Below are 19078 nucleotides of genomic sequence, written 5' to 3' on the forward strand. Positions count from 1 at the left end.
AAAAACCGGTTTCAAAAGTCAAAGAATACGCCCAGTATGAATTATTTGAAACCGGACTTCTCACAAAAGAAGCCCGTCCGAAACATAAACTTGTCGGACAGGTATTTGACACCTACTGGATCGTTGAATATGACGGAAAAATGTTTATTATCGATCAGCATGCGGCCCACGAGAAAGTTCTCTATGAAAAACTGATGAAACGCTTTAAAGAAAACAAACCGTCCGTGCAGATGCTGCAGCCGCCGATGATCCTTTCCCTGACAATGACAGAATCAGAGCTTCTTGAACGCCATATGAAAGATTTTAAAGCGATGGGATTTGAATTCGAATCCTTCGGCGGAAAGGAATATGCACTCCGTGGAATCCCGTCGGATTTATACGGTTTCACCGGAAAAGATATGGTCACTGAACTTTTAGATACACTTGCGGGCGCATCCGAACGTATGCGGACAGATTTTATCGCTGACCGTATTGCCACCATGGCATGTAAGGCGGCTGTGAAAGGTAATATGCGGATTTCCACGAAAGAGGCAGATGCACTGATTGAAGAACTTCTTCAGGCAGAAAACCCTTACACATGTCCTCACGGACGCCCGACGATCATTTCAATGACAAAAACAGAATTAGAAAAAAAATTCAAACGAATTGTATAAAGAAGGACAGTATTATGAAACCTTTAATTATATTAACCGGACCGACAGCCGTTGGAAAAACAGAACTCTCCATTTCTCTTGCAAAAGCAGTGAAGGGCGAGATCATATCGGCCGACTCAATGCAGGTCTATAAATATATGGATATCGGCACAGCAAAAATACGCCCGGAAGAAATGCAGGGTGTACCGCACCATTTGATTGACATTTTAGAACCGGATACAGCATTTAACGTATCCATGTTTAAAGATCTTGCCAAAAAAGCAGTAGAAGAAATTTACGAAAGAGGTCATATTCCGATCATTGTGGGCGGAACAGGATTTTACATCCAGGCACTTTTATATGATATTGATTTTTCCGAAGAAGATTCGGATATGTCTATACGCCATGAACTTGAAGAACTGGCCCGTTTAAAAGGCAATGACTATCTTCACGAATGTCTTCGCAAGGTGGATCCGGAATCCGCCAAACAGATCCACAGCAATAATATTAAACGCGTGATCCGTGCTTTGGAATACTATCAAATGCATGGCGAAAAAATCTCTGTTCATAATGCCAGAGAACGCAGTAAAACGTCACCCTATGATTTCTTTTATTTCGTTCTGACACATGACCGTCAGGTCCTCTATGACCGGATTGAAAGAAGAATCGATGAGATGATCGAACAGGGACTCATTAAAGAGGTAGACAATCTTCTGAATATGGGTTATAATCCTAATTTAGTTTCCATGCAGGGACTTGGATATAAAGAAATTGTGCCTTATCTCCAGGGCAAATGTTCTCTGGATGAGGCCATCTATATTCTTAAACGGGATACCCGCCACTTTGCAAAACGTCAGCTGACCTGGTTTCGGCGTGAGAGGGATGTGCGCTGGCTTGACAAGACCCGATGGACGACAGAAGAAGAAATTCTCAATCATATTTTAAATACACTACACACAGAATGGAGCTTTGAACAATGAAAGAAATGTACCGATCTGCCGGAATCCTGCCGGAAGTTTATGATTTCTGCAAAGAAATCGAAAATACACTTGAAGACCGTTTCAAAACAATTGATGAAACCGCTGAATATAACCAGATGAAGGTCCTGATGGCCATGCAGAAAAACAATGTCAGCGAGGCATGCTTTCAGCCTTCCTCCGGATATGGCTATGATGATCTCGGACGCGATACTTTAGAAAAGGTCTATGCGGATGTATTTCACACGGAGGATGCCCTTGTACGTCCGCATATCACATGCGGTACGCATGCTTTGACGATTGCCCTTTCCGGAAATCTCCGCCCGGGAGATGAACTTCTTTCACCGGTAGGAAAACCTTATGATACATTGGAAGGTGTCATCGGTATCCGTCCCCAGACCGGTTCTCTCGCTGAATACGGCGTAACTTACCGCCAGGTAGATCTTCTCCCAAACGGAGATTTTGACTTTGAAAATATAAAAAAAGCCATCAATGAACGGACAAAACTCGTCACCATTCAGCGCTCGAAGGGCTACCAGACCCGTCCCACACTGTCTGTTGAGCGCATCGGAGAACTGATCCGTTTTGTCAAATCCATCAAACCGGATGTCATCTGTATGGTAGACAACTGCTATGGTGAATTTGTGGAAAAAATTGAACCGACGGATGTTGGAGCAGATATGTGTGTCGGTTCCCTCATTAAAAATCCGGGCGGCGGTCTGGCTCCGATCGGAGGCTATATCGTCGGCAAAAAAGAATGTGTGGAACGGGCAGCGTTCCGCCTGACAGCTCCTGGACTCGGAAAAGAACTCGGTGCCAGTCTCGGTGTCAATCAGGCCTTTTATCAGGGACTTTTCCTTGCCCCTCAGGTCGTTGCCGGTGCATTGAAAGGTGCCATCTTCGCAGCAAATATTTACGAAAGACTTGGTTTTGAAGTCGTTCCTAACGGAAGCGAGAGCCGCCATGATATTATTCAGGCTGTCGTTCTCGGCACAGCGGAAGGTGTGATCAAATTCTGTAAGGGCATTCAGGCCGCAGCCCCTGTTGACAGTTTTGTCGATCCGGAACCATGGGCTATGCCGGGGTATGACAGCGATGTCATTATGGCAGCCGGAGCTTTCGTTCAGGGTTCATCCATTGAACTGAGTGCGGACGGTCCGATCAAACCGCCTTATGCGGTTTATTTCCAGGGAGGCATCACCTGGTATCATTCCAAATTTGGAATTATGATGTCTCTTGAGAAACTGGTAGAGGCCGGCATTGTCGACAAATCACAGATTATTCATAGATTTTAATGTATACAAGGTACACGATTTATGGTAGTATAAATCTGTGTACCTGTTTATTTTTATGTAAAGCATTCGCCTTTTTTCAATATTCAATAAAAGGAGGATGTTTGTGAACACAAAAAAACCATTGATTCATGAGATGAATATGCAGGAGAGACCGAGGGAAAAGTTTGAGCATTTCGGTCCGGATAAACTAAGTGATGCGGAACTTCTGGCATTGATCTTACGCACCGGAAGCCGGAATAAAAGTGCCGTATGCCTTTCGGAAGAGATACTGGATCTGGACATTCCCGGCATCGGTCTTGAGAAATTATATCATTTATCGAAAAAAGAACTGACAGATATTCCGGGCGTAGGTGATGTCAAAGCCATACAGATCCTCGCGATCTGTGAGCTTTCCAAACGTCTGTCCAAACTAAAAGCACGGGAACAGATATCATTTTGTTCTCCTGAATCGATTGCCAGATATTATATGGCAGAATTCCGTTCTTATCGGCAGGAGCATTTAATGTTGTTACTTTTTGATTCAAAAAATCATCTGATCGGTGAACGTCTTATTTCAAAGGGAACAGCAAACGCTTCAATTGCAGAGCCCCGGGATATTTTCAGCGAAGCCTTGCGGGCCGGTGCTGTCTCAATCGTTCTAATACATAATCATCCCAGCGGGGATACGACCCCAAGCTCTGCCGATTTAACTGTAACACACCGGATTTATGAATCCGGTGAACTATTAGGTATACAACTGCTTGACCACATTATTGTGGGAAACAGTGATTATAGAAGTTTGAAAGCTGAAGGCTATCTACATCTTTAGTTTTATGAAAGGAGAGTCCCATGGCTGTACAAAAATATGGTCTTGATTTGGGAACAGGAAGTATAAAAATTTATAAAGAAGGCTCAGGTTGTGTCCTGAAAGAAAAGAATATGATCGCTATCCGCAAAAAGACGGAGATGACCGCTTTCGGAGATGACGCCTATGCCATATATGAACGTTCTCCCGGGAATATCCGGGTATTTAGCCCGATCCAAAAGGGTGTCATTGCAGATTTAAAAGATATGAAACTTTTACTTGATCTTTTTCTTCGAAAGATTAAATGTTCAAACGGTTTTATACGGAGCAACGAATTTTATTTTGCCGTACCTTCAGATATTACAGAAGTGGAGAAACGTGCCTTTTTTGAACTGGCCTCCGGTTCGGAATTTAAAACAAAAGACTTATTTATCGTTGAAAAGCCTGTGGCCGCTGCCATCGGGGAGCATGTGGATCTTCTTCATTCTCCCGGAACCATGATAATTGATCTCGGTGCCGGAACTGTTGAGATATCCGTTCTGGCTCTTGGCGGTATTGTTTCCAGCCGCCTTTTAAAGATTGGTGGTGACATTATGAATGAAGCGATCTGTGACGCAGTGAAGGAAAACTGTCACCTTCTCATCGGTCAGAAAACAGCTGAGCTGTTAAAGCTCGAACTCGGATCGGCTTTTGATTCCAGTGAAGCCTCGCTGACGGTTCCCGGAAGAGACTTGATTTCGGGTCTGCCTTCCAGAGCAGATGTTAAAGCTTCTCTGATTCATCAGGCAATAAAAAAGTATCTGTCACAGATTACAGATACTGCCCGGGAACTTTTTGAACATACACCTCCGGAGATTGCCCGTTCAATCAGCATTTCCGGTGTTATTGTCACCGGCGAAGGAAGCCGGTTGAAACATCTTCAGTTATATATTGAGAGGGCCCTATCCCTTCCGGTTGTCATGTCGGAGTATCCGGATCAGAGTGTCATCCTTGGCCTGGGTGCCATCATGTCGGGCGACAAACTCAAACGGATGGCTTTTTCTGTAAAGGAAGCAATATTTAGTTAAAGAAGGAAAATCTATGAATAAGAATAAAAAGAAGCAGATAAAACCTCGCTATCTTTTGTGGTTCATTATCTGTCTCTGTCTGTTTTTTATTGCCGTAAGTTTAAGGGGATCCAGTTCCTTTAACCCTCAAAAAGTGATACGTTCCATGATCGTCCCTATGGAGAAGGGACTAAACAGTGCGGGGCAGTGGATCAGCGAGCGCAGCGAACACAATCGCTCCGTTGATGAGCTTGTGACTGAGAATGAAGCACTCAAGGCACAGATCGAGCAGCTCAATGCAAAGATTTCCTCAATGGAGAATAATCTTTCCGAGCTTGATGCCCTCAGAGATTTATTAAAAATGAAAGAAGTCTACCCGGACTATGATATGGTAGGTGCCCGTATCATCAGTAAAGATGCGGGAAACTGGTATCATAATTTTATTATCGATAAAGGAAGCGAAGACGGCATCAAAAAAGATATGAATGTTATTTATGATAACGGTCTTGTCGGCATCGTCTATGATGTCTCTCCACACAATGCTTCTGTCCGTGCGATCATTGATGACACCAGCAGTGTCAGCGGTATGCTTTCAAAGTCTACCGAATTATGCATCGTCAACGGAGATCTGAAGCTTTACCAGGATGGCCTTCTCGATGTGGAGATGATTTCAAAAGACGCCGTTGTCACAGCCGGCGATGAAGTTGTTACCTCTTATATCAGTGACAAATATCTGCCCGGTCTTGTTATCGGCTATATCAGTGATGTGACAATGGATAACTCGAATCTGTTCCAGAATGCTCATATAACTCCGAAAGTGAGCTTTGACAATATAACAAATGTTATGATCATTACCCAGCTCAAAGCTGACCTCGTTGCATCGGAAGCGGAAGAGGAGGAGTAACGCATGCGTCGTCTCATATTTTATGTACTCATGATTTTTACCGCTTTTTTCCTTCAGACAGGCATCTTTACCCATTTGACCCTTGGCGGTATTCTTCCGAATTTTTTTATTATATGCAGCGTCTCTGTGGGTATGATCCGCGGAAAAAAGGAAGGCTGCCTGATCGGTTTCATTTTTGGTATTCTTATCGATGCCATGTATGCCATGTATTTTGGATTTTATGCACTGATTCTGGCTGTCATCGGTTACATGGCCGGTTATGTTCAGCAGATTTTTTATGAAGAAGATATGACGCTTCCGATCGTCATTATCGGAGCGTCGGATATGCTCTATGGCATCCTCATATATCTTTTCAGTTTTCTGACACGGGGCCGCATGGATTTTTTATTCTATTTCAGAAAGATCATCCTTCCTGAAACAATTTATACAGTCATTCTGGCTGTTTTTATTTTCCGCATGATCAGTCTTATTAATAAAAAAATAGAAACCAAAGGAAGTGAAAAGCACATTGAGAAGAATATTTAACACCCTGGGCGAACTGACAAAATCCAGAATCTTTGTGATCGGTGCCCTTTTCACTTTTCTTTTTGCATTGCTCGTCCAGCGTGTCTTTGTTCTTCAGGTCATAGAAGGGCAGACATATTTTGACAGTTTTACCTATCGTATTCAAAAGGATACCGAACTTCCAAGTTCGAGAGGGACGATCTATGACCGAAACGGCAAAGTACTGGCCTATAACCGTCTGGCCAATTCCATCACAATTGAGGACAATTCCCTTTTAAAAACGAATGCCCAGAAAAATGACATGATTGCCCATCTTATCCGGCTGATTGAAGATTCGGGCTATGAAGCTATTTATAATATACCGATCCGCTGTTATGAGGACGGAACTTTGGAATTTACATCCACCGGGAATTCGCGGCTGCGTTTTATACGTAATGTCTACGGTAAAGATTCTATTGACCAGCTCTCTGAAGAGCAAAAATCTGTCACTGTAGAAGAACTGGTCGATTATATGTTTCACGGTGATGACACGACATCCATGTTCGGTATCGATGATTCCTATTCTTTACAGGAAGGGCTGAAGATTGCCGCCGTACGATACGAACTTTTTATGAAGCGTTACGAACAGTACCTCTCCGTGACGGTCACATCCGATGTCAGTGATACCCTTGTGGCAAAGATCAAGGAAAATACCGCTGAGCTCCCGGGTGTTGCCATCGAACAGGACTATATCCGCCAGTACGAAGACAGTGTATACTTTTCCAATATTACCGGCTACTGTGGTGAAATTTCGGAAGAAGAACTTGAAGAACGTAAAAAAGCCGGAGATACAACCTACACTTCCGGCGATATTGTCGGAAAGACCGGACTTGAAAAAAGCTTTGAATCCGAACTTCACGGGGAAAAAGGAAAACAGACCGTATATGTGGACAGTCTCGGAAGCATTCTTGAAGTTGCCGAGCGAACAGAACCGTCACCGGGCAATAATCTCTATCTGACCATTGACAAGGATTATCAGATACAGGCTTACAATCTGTTAGAAGAGGAGATTGCCGGCATTCTTCTTCAGAAACTGACTTCCGGCGGTGAAAACGGTATCAGCATTGATCAGGTTTATGCCGCTTTGATCAAAAACGGCATTATTGATCTGGATCATCTCAAAGATAAAGATGCCACAGAACTTGAAAAAAGTATTTATGCCATTTATCAGTCTCAGGAGAATTCCAGCTTTGACTCCATACGCCGTCTTTTAGACGGTTCAAACCGTAACAGTTATAATGACTGCAGTGTCATTGAACGGGAATATATTGAACTTATTGAAAATATAATTACTAATAACGGTATACTGGATTCATCCAGTTTATCCTCTAATGATGAGATCTATCAACAGTGGGTAACAGGTAAGACAAGCCTCTATGATTATCTCCATTATGCCATCGGCAAAGGTGCTGTATCTTTGTCTGCTCTGGATATCAGCGAAGTATTTCTCGGATCCGATGAAATTTATTCTGCCATGACCGAGTTTATACTTCTTGAGTTGTCGGAAACCAGCAGTTTCTCGAAGATCGTCTATACTTCCATGCTGGAACAGGGCCTGATCACCGGAGATCAGATCTGCATGCTCCTCTACGATCAAAACGTATTCGAGAAGGACGGAGATTATGAAAATCTTGTCAACGGCGTCATTGATGCCTATAATTTTATCTGTATAAAGATACAAAATCTTGAGATCACACCGGCAATGCTGGCCCTTGATCCATGTTCGGGATCTCTTGTCGCTACCGATCCAAAGACGGGTGAAGTACTCGCCCTTGTATCTTACCCAAGTTATGATGCAAACAGAATCGATGATGACGATTACTTTTTATCCCTTCTTGAAAATGCGTCTCTTCCTCTGTATAACAGAGCGACGATGCAAAAGACAGCTCCCGGTTCCACGTTCAAGATGCTCACGGCTGCTGCCGGACTCGAAGAGGGTGTGATCGCACCGGATACCTATATCACGGACCTTATTGTTTTCGATAAAGTCCAGCCATCGGCAAGCTGCTGGTCTACTCAGGTCAGCCATGGTTCCATTGAAGTGACCGATGCCATCAAAGAATCCTGTAACTATTTTTTCTATGAGGTTGGCTATCGCCTCGGACAGGACCAAAACGGAAAGTATAATCCGGAATATGGTATTCAGAGACTTCGAAATTATATGGCTCTGTTTGGCTTTGACCGTACATCCGGCATTGAGCTTGAAGAATCGGACCCGAATATGTCCGATATGGACCCTGTCCTTTCAGCTATCGGACAGGCCCGCAACAGTTATACACCTTCTCAGCTGGCGCGCTATATCACGGCCGTTGCAAGCCGGGGAGATTTATATAATTTATCAGTCCTTGATAAACTGACCAATTCAAAAGACCAGCTGATCAAGGATTACACGCCGGAGATCATCGAACACATAGACTTCAAAGAATCCACATGGAATGCAATATTTGAAGGCATGTATAAAGTTATCGGCAATTCCTCCTTTAATTCTGTTTTCGCAGATCTGGATATTGAGGTTGCCGGCAAATCAGGTACGGCTCAGGAAAATGAAAAGCGGCCGGATCACGGACTTTTTGTATCTTTTGCACCTTATGATGACCCACAGATTACGGTTACCGTCGTTCTTCCTTTTGGATACGGTTCCTATAACTCGGGAAGCGTGGCAAAAAATATGCTTTCCTATGTCTTCCACGAAAATGTAGCTTCCAACGGAAAACGACAGGCTGCAAATGTTGACGGAAACACCGTTTCTGATTAATCGGATATACCAATGATAACCTGATAATAAAAAGGGAATCCATTGGAGGTAATCGCTATGAGTGAAGTCATTGTTATCACATCCGGTAAAGGTGGTGTCGGAAAGACCACAACAACAGCAAATATCGGTATGGGTCTTGCCCAGATGAATAAAAGAGTGGTCATGGTGGATACGGATATCGGCCTGAGAAATCTGGATGTCGTCCTGGGACTTGAAAATCGTATTATTTATAACCTGGTTGATGTTATCGAAGGAAACTGCCGTCTTAAACAGGCATTGATCCGGGATAAACGTTATCCAAACCTGTTTCTTCTTCCGTCAGCCCAGACAAGAGATAAAAGCAGTGTATCTCCCGAACAGATGAAAAAACTTGTCGAACAGATGCGGGATGATTTTGATTATATCATCCTTGACTGTCCTGCAGGTATTGAACAGGGCTTTCAAAATGCAGTGGCCGGTGCCGACAGGGCACTTATTGTAACGACACCGGAAGTTGCTGCCATACGGGATGCGGACCGGATCATCGGACTCCTTGAAGCCAGACAGATTCGGAAAATGGATCTGATCGTTAATCGTCTTCGCTTTGACATGATACGAAATGGTGATATGATGTCATTAGAAGATATTCTTGACATCCTCTCTATTGATCTGATCGGCGCGGTACCGGATGATGAGAATGTGGTCGTCTCCACAAATCAGGGAGAGCCTCTCGTCGGCCGCCATACGATGGCCGGACAGGCTTATGCCAACATTTGTCTGCGCCTCCTCGGAGAAGATGTTCCTTTGCTGGCCGCGCGCTATCAGACAAGCTGGTTTCAACGGCTGACCCGCTTCCTTGTAAGGGGGTAGATGATTTATGAGATTCTTTTCTCTATTTGGTTCAGGAAAAGAAAAAAGATCCGGTGCAATAGCCAAACAACGTCTGAAAACATTGCTTATATCGGATCGGGCCGACTGTTCCGCAGACTTGATCAATGGAATAAAAGGCGATATCGGGCTGACGCTTTCGAAATACATGGAAGTTGATATCGAACATATGGAAGTCAACATTCTTCAGCCCGAATCTGACAGTCCGAAAAAGGGCTCCATGATGCTTGTGGCAAAAATACCCTTCAGGGAAATAAACAAGGTGATTTGTTAATGAACTTATATGAAGATCGATTTACATTTTTAAATTACAATTTAAAAAAATACAACTGGCGTCTTTTAATTTTGATCATCCTGACAACAACTTTCGGCTTGTTCGTTATTGAAAGTGCTGCCAACGGCTATGCAAGAAAACAGTTTTTAGGTATGATTATCGGTTTTATCGCGATGATTATTGTCTCTTTTATAGACTATAATTTTATTCTGCAGTTTCATTTGCCGATCTACCTTGCAGCCGTCGGCATGCTCGTTGCCGTACTTTTATTCGGTGTTAATGTCAATGGTGCCCGACGCTGGTTTGCCCTTGGCTCTTTTGGAACGATTCAGCCCAGTGAATTTGCCAAAATCATGATGATTCTTGTTCTTACCCACCTGATCGTCGAGAGAAAAGACCGGATCAGTCAGTTGAGAACACTCATCCTGATCGGTATCATTTACATTATCCCTGTATTTCTGATCTACAAGGAGCCGAATATGTCCACCACACTTGTTTACTTATTTATCTTTATTATGATGATTTTCTGCGGTGGGTTAAGCTACAGGTTTATTGCCAGAGTATTTCTCTTCGCTGTACCTGTTATCGCTTTTCTTGTCTGGTATATCCAGCAGCCTTTCCAGATATTGCTGCACGGATATCAGCTTAATCGTATTCTGGCCTTTTTAAATCCATCGGATTATCAGCAGACGACCGCCAACCAGCAGTACAACTCGGTCATGGCCATCGGTTCCGGTATGATTACCGGAAAGGGATACAATAACAATACGTTTACATCTGTTAAAGGAGGAAATTTTATCTCCGAACAGCAGACAGACTTTATTTTCTCAGTTATCGGTGAAGAACTGGGATTTATCGGCAGCTGTATCACCATTCTTCTTCTCGCATTGATTGTTTATGAATGCCTGAAAGTCGCCAGGAATGCCTCATCGATGAGCGGACGTCTTATTGCATGCGGTGTGGCTTCCATGATCGCCTTTCAGTCCTTTGTAAATATAGGTGTGGCGACCAATCTTCTTCCAAACACCGGTCTGCCATTACCATTTATCAGCTATGGTTTAAGTTCCCTGCTGGCCAACATGGCAGGCATCGGACTGGTTATTAACATTGATTTACAAAAAGGCAGGAGGTAAGTACTATGAATATTGGATTTGTTGCACATGAAAGCAAAAAGAAACTTATGCAGAATTTTTGTATTGCCTACAGAGGTATTCTTATGAAGCATAAACTGTTTGCTACAGGAACAACCGGACGACTGATCGAAGAAGTGACCAACCTGACGGTTCACAAATATTTAGCCGGAACACTTGGCGGCGAACAGCAGATCGGTGCTCAGATTGAAAATAATGATATTGATCTGATTATTTTTATGCGTGATCCGGAACAGTTTACAGGAATAAACAATGTACATAAACTTGTACAGTTATGTGACAGTCACAATATCCCGTTGGCTACAAACGTAGCTACGGCTGAATTGCTGATCAAAGCCCTTGACAGAGGCGATCTCGACTGGCGTGAATTTTACAAATAATATTCTATACAAATACGTAAAACATACTAGATAAGGACGGTACCGAAAAAATGAAAAAAATCAGAATACTTCCTTTGCTTCTTCTCGTAACCGGAACACTTGTCGGCTGCACATCTTCCAGAACGCTTGTGAAAGACTATAAAAATACAGCTCTTTCGACAAAGACACTTATCATTAACATTAATCAGGAAGATGACTGGGAATTTTTCGGAAAAAATCTTGCTGTTTTTCCAAAAAATGAAAAAACAATTTCAGTTTCAGAAACAAAAGAGGAATCTGAAACCGAAGAGGAAAGTTCCACATCCGATGAAGACGAAAGCGCAGAGACAACAGAAGCAGAAGAAGGAGTGGATGATACTTCCTCAGAAAATTTACTTGAGAATCAGAAAGATACCAATCAAATCGATTCAAAAACAGGTCTTCTTGCCGGCATAGATACACTTGAAAATGTTTATGGCAAAAATGTATTTGACCGTGTTTATCCTGCAAGTGTCACAAAAATCATGACGGCACTGATCGCCTTAGAGAAAGCCAACTTTTCTGACAAAGTAACTTTCACGGAAGATATGGTCGTCACCGAATACGGTGCTAAGCTTTGCGGTTTCAATGTGGGAGACGAGCTGACGGTTGAACAGCTCTTTTACAGTCTTCTGATCTATAGCGGAAATGATGCAGCCAACGCTCTGGCTATCCATATCGGCGGCAGTATCGAAGGCTTCTCCGATATGATGAACAAAAAAGCAAAAAACCTTGGCTGTGTCGATACACATTTCGTTAACCCAAGCGGTCTTCATGACAATGATCATTACACAAGTGCTTACGACCTTTATTTAATCTTTAACGAATGTTTAAAATATGATTCTTTTATCGATGCGATCCGTCAGCGTTCATACAGCATTTCATATAAGGATGCATCCGGAGAGATCATTGAAAATTGCTACACCACAACGAATCAGTATTTTGTTGATGCCTACGATTATCCGGACAGCGTACGTGTTCTCGGAGGGAAAACAGGCACCACAGACGAGGCCGGATCCTGCCTGATTCTTTATGATGTAGATAAAAACAGCCAGGGTTATATCTCGGTAATTCTCGGTGCGGATGACAGCGATGAATTATATTCCGAGATGAATATCCTGTTAAATAAAATTCCTAAATAAAGATTGAATTTTCAGTCATCTTATACTATAATGGATGTAAGCTTATTACTCGAATAAGTCGAGGGACATATAGAGGAGGAGAACAACATGATACAGATTATTTCAGGTGTAAAAGGTAAGGGTAAAACAAAATATTTAATCCAGAAAGCGAACGATGAAGTTAAACAGGCAAACGGTAATGTTGTTTATTTGGATAAAAACAATAAACATATGTACGAACTCAGCAACCGTATCCGTCTGATCAACCTCAGTGAATATCCATTAGATACATATGATGCTTTCTTAGGTTTTATCTGTGGTCTTATTTCTCAGGATCACGACTTAGAATCTATGTATTTAGACAGCTTCTTAACAATTTCTTCCGTATCTGATGAATACATTGGTTTTGTTCTTTCCAAACTGAATGATATCTCATCCAGATTTAATGTAAATTTTGTTATCAGTATTTCTGTTGATGCTGAACACTTACCTGAAGAATTCAAAGATAATATCGTTATTTCTTTATAATGATAAAAAGGACTCCGGACATATTTGTTCGAGTCCTTTTTTATTGTATAGGAAAGTTCGAAAAACTTTCCTATACAATAAAAACGTTGGTATCTATTCTGTTTTCAATTTCCAGAACAGCACAAGTGAATAAATGCCTGCAATTCCGACGACTGCAAAAATAGTTCGGGTAATCATGGACATTGTGCCGAAAATCATAGAAATCAAGTCCAGATTAAAAAATCCGATCAGTCCCCAGTTAATTGCACCGATGATAATTAAAATTAAAGAGACAACATCTAACCAGTTACGCTCCAATATTTCCACCTCCTATATAATCCCTATTATTTACGAATTTTTTGTGAAATATACATTAAAAATGAATTTAGGCTTTAAATATTTCACAAAAGCATATATAATATTATGATATGAGCAAAGAAAATTATTACTATAAGTATTCCGAATACTTAAAAAACCATTATCATGAAAAAGTTTATAAACTTCCTGTAAATCTTCCGATCACATGTCCGAACCGGCTTGAAGGTCTGGGATGTACTTTTTGTTCGGATGTGGGCACAGGATTTGAAGCAATGGATTCCCGGGTTTCTGTACGCGATCAGCTGATACAGACGCAAACCTATATACGCAGTCGCTACAAAGCTACAAAATTCATCGCTTATTTTCAAAACTATACGAATACTTTTATGCCCCTGGAGCAGCTGATGTCCTATCTGCAGGAAGCTGCAGAGATTGAAGATATTGTTGAAATTGCAATTTCTACCCGCCCGGACTGTATCCGCGACGATTATCTGGACCGCCTGCTTCATTTTTCAATGTGTACACATATTGCCATTACGATTGAACTCGGGCTTCAGACGGCAAACTATCACACATTAAAAAGCATACACCGGGGGCACGGGTTGGCCGAATATATCGACGCATGCATGCGGATCAAAAAACGTGGCTTTTCTCTATGTACACATGTCATCTTAAATCTTCCGGGCGATATTACGGATGATGCGATTGAGACGGCAAAGATTCTTTCTGTCACAGGAAATGATCTCGTCAAACTTCATTCTCTGTATATTGCCAAGGGAACAGAGATGGCCAAAGACTATGAAAAAGGAAGCTTTGAAATCTGTTCAAAAACCGATTACTTTCAGAGACTTCGTTATTTTCTCGAGTATCTTCGCCCGGACATTGCCGTTGAACGTTTATTCAGCCGTATTCCGGAAAAAGATGCGATCTTCTGCAACTGGCAGACGAGCTGGTGGAAGCTTCTCGATGAGTTTCATACCTATATGGCAGAAGCAGACAGCTTTCAGGGGAAGCAATGTACCTATATGAACGGACCGGCCCTAAAGCATTTTGACAGGAATGAGAATGACATTATAAAGGAGTATTCATCAGACAATGAAAGAAGGAAAAGAAAAATATAATTTTCAATTAAATATAGGATTTATTGTATTTTCGATTATTTTTGTCTATCTTACAATAACCATCGTCGTCAATTTGATGAAAGAAAACAATTCCGTCTGCCGTGTTGAAAAAGGCCAGATCGTGAACAGTGATTCTTTCCGGGGCATCTGTCTGCGCGATGAGCAGGTTGTCAATGCTGCCGGAAACGGATATATCAACTACTATGTAGGCGAAGGAGACAAGGCATCCAGTAACGGAAAAGTCTATCTTTTGAATGCAAATCCGCCTTCTGAAAATACATCCGGAGGATCCGGAAATTATACCATTGATTACAGTGAACTGCGTGACTATATCACAGTTTTTACAAAAAACTACAGTGACAGTCAATTCAGTCAGATTTATTCTCTGGATGCGTCTCTTCAGAGTCTCGCGACAGAGATGGTCAGTGCGGCAGAGATACGGAACTATGAAGCGAATACTTCAAGCGGTCAGGTCGTAACGGCTCCCAACAGCGGAACCGTATCCTACTGTTATGACGGATATGAAAATCTCAGCGTCGAAACAGTGAATAGAACCATCTTATCGGGCAGCGGCTATGAACTGCATCAGATCAATCCATTTACTTACATTGAATCCGGTCAGCCGGCCTACAAGCTTGTCTCAGATCATCAATGGCAGATTGTAATCCCTCTGACAAGTGAACAGGCAAAGCAGCTTGCCGATTTAACCTCCGTCAATGTTACCTTCAAAAAAGATAATATCGAGACGCTTGCTGATTTTTATATTCATGAAGGAAGCGACGGAAGCTATGGTGTACTTAGTCTGAATGATTATATGGTACGGTATATTTCTGAACGTTATATTGATATCGAGCTTGTATATAAGAGGGCATCCGGGCTTAAAATTCCGACAACGGCTCTTGTACAAAAGGACTTTTACCAGATTCCTATTCAGTACCTGATCGTCGACAACAGATCCTATGAAACAGGTTTTTACTGTGAAAAAACAGATGAAAACGGCAATATTGTTGCTGATTTCAGGACAAGCGGTATTTATTATAAGGATGATTCCTATTTTTATGTCAGCACGGATGATTTCTCTCTCGGAGATTATATCGGTAAAGAGAATGCAGGAGATGGCGAAGAACGTTTCCGTATCGGTGCAACCGGAAGTCTGTACGGTGTCTATAACGTCAATAAAGGATACACTCAGTTTGAGATTGTCCACATTCTTCATCAAAACAATGACTACTGTATTGTTGAAGAAAATTTAAATTACAGTGTGGCACTTTATGATAACATCATTCTGAACAGTGATTCTGTTACAGAAAATCAGATAGTTTATTAAGAACATTGTTCTGGGCCATCCTCCGGGATGTCCGGCTCTGAACAATTCACATTAGGAGATGATTTTATGATTAAAGAAAATGTTGCAGATGTTGAAGCCAAAATCCAGGCAGCCTGTGAGCGGGCAGGAAGAAAGCGGGAAGAAGTTACCCTGATCGCTGTCAGCAAAACAAAACCTGTCAGTGATATACGCGAAGTCATGGAAACCGGCATCATAGATTATGGCGAGAATAAGGTTCAGGAATTATGTGATAAAATTGAAACGATCAAAGAACCTTTAAACTGGCACATGATCGGCCATTTACAGAGAAATAAAGTAAAATACATTGTTGACAAAGTTAAATTGATCCATTCTGTGGATTCCTTGCGTCTTGCTGAACAAATCAGCCAGGAAGCCATCAAGAAAAATGTGGATGTTGATATTCTTGTGGAAGTCAACGTCGCTGAGGAAACTTCAAAATTCGGTATGAGTACAGAAGAGGTCACACAGATGGTTGAATCCATCGCCCGTCTTGACCGTGTTCACATTAAAGGGCTCATGACAGTTGCCCCTTTTACGGACAATCCGGAAGATAATCGGCTTTATTTCCGAAATTTAAAACAATTAGCTGTTGACATTGCCCAAAAAAACATTGATAATGTTATTATGAGCGAACTGTCTATGGGTATGACCGGAGATTATGAGGTTGCCATAGAGGAGGGCGCTACCATGGTGCGCGTTGGCACCGGCATTTTTGGTGAAAGAATATATACCAAATAGGGTCAAAACTTTTGACCCGAATATCATAGAATATAGAGTTAGGAGATTAATCATGGGTAAAGGTTTTGACAAATTTCTCAATATGATTCGATTAAATGATGATTATGAGGATGAGTATGATGACTATGATGATTATGATGATGAATTTGACGATGATTTAGATGATATACCGGCACCGGTTGTAAAAAAGAAATCTTTCAAGAAAGAATCTAAAGAGACATCCGAAACAAAAAAGGAAACCAAAACATCAACAAAAAAATCTTCAGGCAAAGACAAAGTTTTCCGGCCGGCTCCATCACAGAAATCCGGATCATCTTCATCACACGGAAAGATTGTTCCTATCAAAACAGTTTCTCCAAGAAATGAGGTATGTGTCCTCAGACCAACTGTATTTGATGACGCACGTACCATCAGTGATGTTTTATTATCCGGAAGAGCAGCGGTCGTTAATCTGGAAGGTATTGATACATCACTTGCTCAGCGCATTATTGATTTTATATCCGGTTCCTGCTATGCCATGTCCGGACACATTGAAAAGATATCCAATTTTATTTTTATAATCACACCTCAGTCCATTGAGATTTCCGGAGATTTTGAAGAAATCATCTCATCGGGTATCCGCATACCTTCCTTCGGTGATTCATCATTTTGAGGTGACATAAGTGTCTATATACTTTCTTAGTGTCCTCTATTGGTTTCTTTTGATTGTTCGTTATGCAATTATTATTTATGTTATTGCAGGATGGCTGCCTCTCCCTTTAAAAATAAAAGGGATGATGAGAGAACTTATGCAGCCTCTCTTTGCACCGATACAGCTGCTTCTGAGTCATTCTGTGCTGAATATCCGCGGTATCGATCTGTCACCGATCCTGCTGTATCTTATTGTACTTTATGCATCCCAGTTATGCACCGCTTTGAGGTAGGGCTATGACGAAAGAAGAACAGATGCTTATACAGCATTTTAATGATTTATCTGAGAGGGCTTATGTTCAGAACAGACCGTGTTTTACAGATTTTCTGGATATGAATGAACAAAGTCTCCTTTTAAGCCGTTTTAGCGGTCCTCTGCCGCCTGTGCTTTATGGAGGGTATGAACTGGCAGAACGAAAGATCGCGCGCTTTTCAGAAACAGAAGTATCTTTTCCTGTAAAATGGCTGCGTATTACGCCCGCTCATCCGAAATACAGTGAGAATCTGGGACATCGAGATTTTCTCGGAAGTATTCTCGGTCTCGGACTTGAAAGAAGCTGCATCGGAGATATACTTGTAAAAGACGCATCAGCCTTTGTTCTGTGCCTGAATCGTGTCAGTGATTTTATCATATCAGAACTTCGTATGGTCCGTCACACACATGTGATCGTAACTGAGATGGAAGAACTGGAAGATGTGATCCAACCCGAATTTGAGATCATCCGGGGAAGTGTCCATTCACTGCGTCTGGATGCAGTGATCAGCCTGGCCTTTCATCTGTCCCGTTCCCAGTCATGCAGCCTGATTGAAAGCGGACAAGTATTTATTAATAATCGGCTGAATGTTTCCAATGGCGCCTCTTTAAAAGACGGTGATCATATATCTGTCCGACACAAAGGTAAATTTATTTTTATAGATAGTAACAGCAAATCCAAAAAAAACAAGTGTATTGTTGAAATACACAAATATGTATAGGAGGAGTTTCTATGTTAACACCAATTGATGTACAATCAAAATCTTTCAAATCCGGTATGGGTTATTCAAAGGCAGACGTCGACAGCTTTTTGACAAACCTTTATGCCGATTATGAAACTTTATACAGAGAGAATATGGAGTTAAAAAACAAAGTAAGCCTTTTAAGCGAGAGCTTAACACGCTATAAAGATATCGAAAAATCTTTACAGAAGGCACTTGTTCTTGCCGAGACAACATCCGAAGAAACTATCGCTTCAGCAAAACTGAATGCCTCCGTTATTGAACAGGAAGCACAGGTTAAAGCAGAAGCTATTGTGGCTGATGCAAAGAAAGAGCTTGAAAATCTCCGTTCCACAACTGTAAAACTTCTTCAGAATTATGAAGCTTACAAAGCCCAGTATAAATCATTGGCAGCTTCCCAGTTGGAACTGCTGGGCAGCGATGCCTTCAATATTGAAGTTTCCAAAATCAATCCACTTGTTGTCAATGCGGCTCCTGCAGCGAAACCTGTATATGAAAATGCAGCAAAGGAAGCAGAAGAAAAACTTGCTCAGGAAACAGAAGATGAGATGGATGAAACCGTATCTATGGAAGATGATACGATGATTAAAGATATCGCAAGCATCTTTGACTA

General features: G+C 41.8%; 21 protein-coding genes and 1 pseudogene. 21 read left to right on the forward strand and 1 reads right to left on the reverse strand.

Annotated elements, in window-relative coordinates:
• The 14 genes and pseudogenes from QZZ35_RS03925 to QZZ35_RS03990 all read left to right on the forward strand — a co-directional run.
• A pseudogene (locus QZZ35_RS03925) lies at positions 1-653 on the forward strand (DNA mismatch repair endonuclease MutL); the annotation flags it as partial.
• A 14-nt stretch (positions 654-667) separates the two neighbouring features.
• Positions 668-1612, forward strand: coding sequence for a tRNA (adenosine(37)-N6)-dimethylallyltransferase MiaA (gene miaA, locus QZZ35_RS03930; RefSeq protein WP_291236253.1), 945 nt, complete (start codon positions 668-670; stop codon positions 1610-1612).
• Positions 1609-2904 (forward strand): methionine gamma-lyase family protein, encoded by a 1296-nt coding sequence (locus QZZ35_RS03935; protein WP_291236254.1) that lies wholly within the window; start codon positions 1609-1611, stop codon positions 2902-2904. The genes miaA and QZZ35_RS03935 overlap by 4 nt, the downstream gene beginning before the upstream one ends.
• Positions 2905-3007: 103 nt before the next feature.
• Positions 3008-3712, forward strand: a complete 705-nt coding sequence (radC, locus tag QZZ35_RS03940) for a RadC family protein (protein ID WP_291236255.1) — start codon at positions 3008-3010, stop codon at positions 3710-3712.
• A gap of 20 nt (positions 3713-3732) precedes the next feature.
• Positions 3733-4755, forward strand: coding sequence for a rod shape-determining protein (locus tag QZZ35_RS03945; protein WP_291236256.1), 1023 nt, complete (start codon positions 3733-3735; stop codon positions 4753-4755).
• Between the two features lie 13 nt (positions 4756-4768).
• Complete coding sequence (gene mreC / locus QZZ35_RS03950; protein ID WP_291236257.1) at positions 4769-5638, forward strand: rod shape-determining protein MreC; 870 nt, start codon at positions 4769-4771, stop codon at positions 5636-5638.
• A 3-nt stretch (positions 5639-5641) separates the two neighbouring features.
• Positions 5642-6163 (forward strand): rod shape-determining protein MreD, encoded by a 522-nt coding sequence (gene mreD / locus QZZ35_RS03955; RefSeq protein ID WP_291236258.1) that lies wholly within the window; start codon positions 5642-5644, stop codon positions 6161-6163.
• On the forward strand, positions 6147-8936 hold the full coding sequence (locus QZZ35_RS03960) for a penicillin-binding transpeptidase domain-containing protein (RefSeq protein ID WP_291236259.1): 2790 nt from the start codon (positions 6147-6149) through the stop codon (positions 8934-8936). The genes mreD and QZZ35_RS03960 overlap by 17 nt, the downstream gene beginning before the upstream one ends.
• Positions 8937-8993: 57 nt before the next feature.
• Positions 8994-9785 carry a septum site-determining protein MinD gene (gene minD / locus QZZ35_RS03965; RefSeq protein ID WP_291236260.1) on the forward strand — a complete coding sequence of 264 codons (792 nt, stop codon included), beginning with the start codon at positions 8994-8996 and terminating at the stop codon, positions 9783-9785.
• A gap of 7 nt (positions 9786-9792) precedes the next feature.
• Positions 9793-10077, forward strand: coding sequence for a cell division topological specificity factor MinE (locus QZZ35_RS03970; protein WP_291236261.1), 285 nt, complete (start codon positions 9793-9795; stop codon positions 10075-10077).
• Positions 10077-11210, forward strand: a complete 1134-nt coding sequence (locus QZZ35_RS03975; protein WP_291236262.1) for an FtsW/RodA/SpoVE family cell cycle protein — start codon at positions 10077-10079, stop codon at positions 11208-11210. The genes QZZ35_RS03970 and QZZ35_RS03975 overlap by 1 nt, the downstream gene beginning before the upstream one ends.
• Before the next feature lie 5 nt (positions 11211-11215).
• On the forward strand, positions 11216-11608 hold the full coding sequence (locus tag QZZ35_RS03980; protein WP_291233995.1) for a methylglyoxal synthase: 393 nt from the start codon (positions 11216-11218) through the stop codon (positions 11606-11608).
• 50 nt (positions 11609-11658) lie between these two features.
• On the forward strand, positions 11659-12768 hold the full coding sequence (locus tag QZZ35_RS03985) for a D-alanyl-D-alanine carboxypeptidase family protein (protein WP_291236263.1): 1110 nt from the start codon (positions 11659-11661) through the stop codon (positions 12766-12768).
• 87 nt (positions 12769-12855) lie between these two features.
• Complete coding sequence (locus QZZ35_RS03990; RefSeq protein WP_291233997.1) at positions 12856-13275, forward strand: twitching motility protein PilT; 420 nt, start codon at positions 12856-12858, stop codon at positions 13273-13275.
• 93 nt (positions 13276-13368) lie between these two features.
• Here QZZ35_RS03990 and QZZ35_RS03995 read toward each other — a convergent pair whose 3' ends face one another.
• Complete coding sequence (locus QZZ35_RS03995; protein WP_394282932.1) at positions 13369-13581, reverse strand: DUF378 domain-containing protein; 213 nt, start codon at positions 13579-13581, stop codon at positions 13369-13371.
• Between the two features lie 101 nt (positions 13582-13682).
• On the opposite strand from QZZ35_RS03995, the gene QZZ35_RS04000 reads away from it, so the two are divergent.
• The 7 genes from QZZ35_RS04000 to QZZ35_RS04030 all read left to right on the forward strand — a co-directional run.
• Positions 13683-14693, forward strand: a complete 1011-nt coding sequence (locus QZZ35_RS04000) for a TIGR01212 family radical SAM protein (RefSeq protein ID WP_291236264.1) — start codon at positions 13683-13685, stop codon at positions 14691-14693.
• Positions 14668-16020, forward strand: coding sequence for an HlyD family efflux transporter periplasmic adaptor subunit (locus tag QZZ35_RS04005; protein ID WP_291236265.1), 1353 nt, complete (start codon positions 14668-14670; stop codon positions 16018-16020). The genes QZZ35_RS04000 and QZZ35_RS04005 overlap by 26 nt, the downstream gene beginning before the upstream one ends.
• A gap of 66 nt (positions 16021-16086) precedes the next feature.
• A complete protein-coding gene (locus QZZ35_RS04010; RefSeq protein ID WP_291234001.1) occupies positions 16087-16779 on the forward strand; it encodes a YggS family pyridoxal phosphate-dependent enzyme in 693 nt (230 codons plus the stop codon).
• A gap of 52 nt (positions 16780-16831) precedes the next feature.
• Positions 16832-17431, forward strand: a complete 600-nt coding sequence (locus QZZ35_RS04015; protein ID WP_291236266.1) for a cell division protein SepF — start codon at positions 16832-16834, stop codon at positions 17429-17431.
• Positions 17432-17441: 10 nt separating this feature from the next.
• On the forward strand, positions 17442-17702 hold the full coding sequence (locus QZZ35_RS04020; RefSeq protein WP_291236267.1) for a YggT family protein: 261 nt from the start codon (positions 17442-17444) through the stop codon (positions 17700-17702).
• Between the two features lie 4 nt (positions 17703-17706).
• Positions 17707-18444 (forward strand): YlmH/Sll1252 family protein, encoded by a 738-nt coding sequence (locus QZZ35_RS04025; RefSeq protein WP_291236268.1) that lies wholly within the window; start codon positions 17707-17709, stop codon positions 18442-18444.
• Between the two features lie 11 nt (positions 18445-18455).
• Positions 18456-19078: DivIVA domain-containing protein (locus tag QZZ35_RS04030; protein WP_291236269.1), on the forward strand; the 623-nt coding region annotated here is incomplete at its 3' end.

This window comes from Frisingicoccus sp. (genome assembly GCA_016298055.1).
Lineage (GTDB): Bacteria > Bacillota > Clostridia > Lachnospirales > Lachnospiraceae > Frisingicoccus.

Coding starts and splice junctions, on each gene's coding strand:
- miaA (WP_291236253.1), top strand. CDS start 668: ATGAAACCTTTAATTATATTAACCGGACCGACAGCCGTTGGAAAAACA.
- QZZ35_RS03935 (WP_291236254.1), top strand. CDS start 1,609: ATGAAAGAAATGTACCGATCTGCCGGAATCCTGCCGGAAGTTTATGAT.
- QZZ35_RS03945 (WP_291236256.1), top strand. CDS start 3,733: ATGGCTGTACAAAAATATGGTCTTGATTTGGGAACAGGAAGTATAAAA.
- mreC (WP_291236257.1), top strand. CDS start 4,769: ATGAATAAGAATAAAAAGAAGCAGATAAAACCTCGCTATCTTTTGTGG.
- mreD (WP_291236258.1), top strand. CDS start 5,642: ATGCGTCGTCTCATATTTTATGTACTCATGATTTTTACCGCTTTTTTC.
- minD (WP_291236260.1), top strand. CDS start 8,994: ATGAGTGAAGTCATTGTTATCACATCCGGTAAAGGTGGTGTCGGAAAG.
- QZZ35_RS03970 (WP_291236261.1), top strand. CDS start 9,793: ATGAGATTCTTTTCTCTATTTGGTTCAGGAAAAGAAAAAAGATCCGGT.
- QZZ35_RS03975 (WP_291236262.1), top strand. CDS start 10,077: ATGAACTTATATGAAGATCGATTTACATTTTTAAATTACAATTTAAAA.
- QZZ35_RS03980 (WP_291233995.1), top strand. CDS start 11,216: ATGAATATTGGATTTGTTGCACATGAAAGCAAAAAGAAACTTATGCAG.
- QZZ35_RS03985 (WP_291236263.1), top strand. CDS start 11,659: ATGAAAAAAATCAGAATACTTCCTTTGCTTCTTCTCGTAACCGGAACA.
- QZZ35_RS03990 (WP_291233997.1), top strand. CDS start 12,856: ATGATACAGATTATTTCAGGTGTAAAAGGTAAGGGTAAAACAAAATAT.
- QZZ35_RS04000 (WP_291236264.1), top strand. CDS start 13,683: ATGAGCAAAGAAAATTATTACTATAAGTATTCCGAATACTTAAAAAAC.
- QZZ35_RS04005 (WP_291236265.1), top strand. CDS start 14,668: ATGAAAGAAGGAAAAGAAAAATATAATTTTCAATTAAATATAGGATTT.
- QZZ35_RS04010 (WP_291234001.1), top strand. CDS start 16,087: ATGATTAAAGAAAATGTTGCAGATGTTGAAGCCAAAATCCAGGCAGCC.
- QZZ35_RS04015 (WP_291236266.1), top strand. CDS start 16,832: ATGGGTAAAGGTTTTGACAAATTTCTCAATATGATTCGATTAAATGAT.
- QZZ35_RS04025 (WP_291236268.1), top strand. CDS start 17,707: ATGACGAAAGAAGAACAGATGCTTATACAGCATTTTAATGATTTATCT.